Below are 2162 nucleotides of genomic sequence, written 5' to 3'. Positions count from 1 at the left end.
ATGATTGATAAAAGTACCGCTTCATTAACAGAAGCACTTTCCCAAATTAAAGATGGCTCAACCATCATGATTGGCGGTTTTGGTACAGCTGGACAGCCTGCTGAACTGATTGATGGTTTAATTGAGCTTGGCATTAAAGATCTTGTCATTGTTAATAATAACGCAGGCAATGGCGATTATGGCTTGGCTAAACTACTTAAAACGGGTGCTGTACGTAAAATTATTTGTTCTTTCCCTCGTCAATCAGATTCTTATATTTTTGATGAAATTTACCGCGCTGGTAAAATTGAATTAGAACTGGTTCCACAAGGCAACTTGGCGTGTCGTATTCAAGCTGCAGGCATGGGACTTGGTCCAATCTATACCCCAACAGGTTTTGGAACTTTACTTGCTGAAGGCAAACCAACACTGAATTACGAAGGCAAAGACTTCGTCCTCGAAAATCCAATTAAAGCTGACTTTGCACTCATAAAAGCACACCAAGGCGACCGTTGGGGAAACCTTATTTATCGTAAATCGGCACGTAACTTTGGTCCAATCATGGCAATGGCGGCTGATGTCACTATCGCACAAGTCTCTGAAATAGTTGAGCTTGGGGCTTTAGATCCTGAGCATATCATCACCGCAGGCATTTTTGTACAGCACGTTGTACAAGTTCAACCTGCACAGTAACTATTGGATTCGGAGATTTAAAAAATGCGCTATACCAAACTAAGCCGTGACCAAATTGCTGAACGTGTTGCACAAGATATTCCTGATGGTGCTTATGTCAACTTAGGTATTGGTTTACCAACCAAGATTTCAAGCTATTTACCAAGTGACAAAGACGTATTTCTTCATTCTGAAAATGGTTTATTAGCCTTTGGCCCACCACCTGCTGAAGAAGATCGTGATCCTGAACTTATTAACGCAGGTAAAGAATTTGTCACTTTACTTAATGGTGGTGCTTATTTCCATCATGGCGATTCATTTGCCATGATGCGCGGTGGTCATTTAGATATTGCCGTTTTAGGTGCATTCCAAGTGGCTGAAAATGGTGACTTAGCGAATTGGCATACAGGTGCACCTGATGCAATTCCTGCGGTGGGCGGTGCGATGGACTTAGCGGTTGGTGCCAAAAAAGTGTTTATTACCACAGATCATGTCACTAAAAAAGGCGAGCCTAAAATCGTTGCAACCCTTGATTATCCTGCCACAGGTTTGAAATGTGTCGATCGTATTTACACAGATTTATGTGTGATTGATGTGACGGTGGAAGGCATGAAAGTGATTGAAAAAGTTGAAGGCTTATCTTTTGATGAATTGCAGTCAATGACAGGTGCAAAATTGATTGATGCAACCCAAAAGTAACGCCCCTAACACCTCTTTTTTAAAGAGGTCGAAAAGTCCCTCCTTTTTAAAGGAGGGATTTAGGGACGATTAAACCATTGGTTTTAGTTTCCTTAAATCCCTCCTTGCGCAGTAAGACTGCTCACCCTTTAAAAAAGGGAGGAGCTTTCTTTTAGGATTTAAAAATGAAAAATGCCTATATTATTGATGCCATCCGTACCCCATTTGGTCGATACGCAGGTGGTTTATCCACTTTACGTACCGATGATTTGGGTGCTATTCCACTTAAAGCTTTAATGGAACGCAATCCAAGCGTTGATTGGGAAAAAATTGATGATGTGATTTACGGCTGTGCCAACCAAGCAGGTGAAGACAATCGCAATGTCGGTCGTATGTCGGCACTCCTTGCAGGTGTACCATACCAAGTGCCTGCAACCACAGTAAATCGTTTATGCGGTTCTTCGCTTGATGCTGTCGCAATGGCAGCACGCGCCATTAAAGCAGGTGAAGCTGATCTCATCATCGCAGGTGGTGTAGAGTCAATGTCACGCGCACCTTTTGTCATGGGTAAATCAGAATCTGCATTTGGTCGTGGTCAAAAGATGGAAGACACCACCATGGGGTGGCGTTTTATCAATCCAAAACTCAAAGAATTATATGGTGTAGAAACCATGCCACAGACTGCGGAAAACGTGGCTGAGCAATTCAATATTAATCGTGCGGATCAAGACCAGTTTGCGCTCATTAGTCAGCAACGTACTGCTACGGCACAAGCAAATGGTTTCTTCGATAAAGAAATCATTGCAGTGACGATTCCACAGCGTAAAGGCGAT

The 2162-nt window shown here is 42.6% G+C and carries 3 protein-coding genes; all 3 read left to right on the top strand.

The window, feature by feature from the left end; genetic code table 11:
• On the top strand, positions 1 to 672 hold the full coding sequence (locus FW754_RS16355) for a 3-oxoacid CoA-transferase subunit A (RefSeq protein ID WP_419349907.1): 672 nt from the start codon (positions 1 to 3) through the stop codon (positions 670 to 672).
• 24 nt (positions 673 to 696) lie between these two features.
• Positions 697 to 1350 carry a 3-oxoacid CoA-transferase subunit B gene (locus FW754_RS16350; RefSeq protein WP_446325255.1) on the top strand — a complete coding sequence of 218 codons (654 nt, stop codon included), beginning with the start codon at positions 697 to 699 and terminating at the stop codon, positions 1348 to 1350.
• Positions 1351 to 1514: 164 nt separating this feature from the next.
• Positions 1515 to 2162 (top strand): thiolase family protein (locus FW754_RS16345; RefSeq protein WP_446325254.1); only part of this gene is annotated, 648 nt, incomplete at its 3' end.

Source organism: Acinetobacter sp. 1207_04, from assembly GCF_052850415.1.
Note: the sequence above shows the minus strand (reverse complement) of the source record. Positions and strands in the feature narration are given on the sequence as shown.

Excerpts from the sequence above, each read along its gene's own strand:
- FW754_RS16355 (WP_419349907.1), top strand. The coding sequence starts at position 1 with ATGATTGATAAAAGTACCGCTTCATTAACAGAAGCACTTTCCCAAATT.
- FW754_RS16350 (WP_446325255.1), top strand. The coding sequence starts at position 697 with ATGCGCTATACCAAACTAAGCCGTGACCAAATTGCTGAACGTGTTGCA.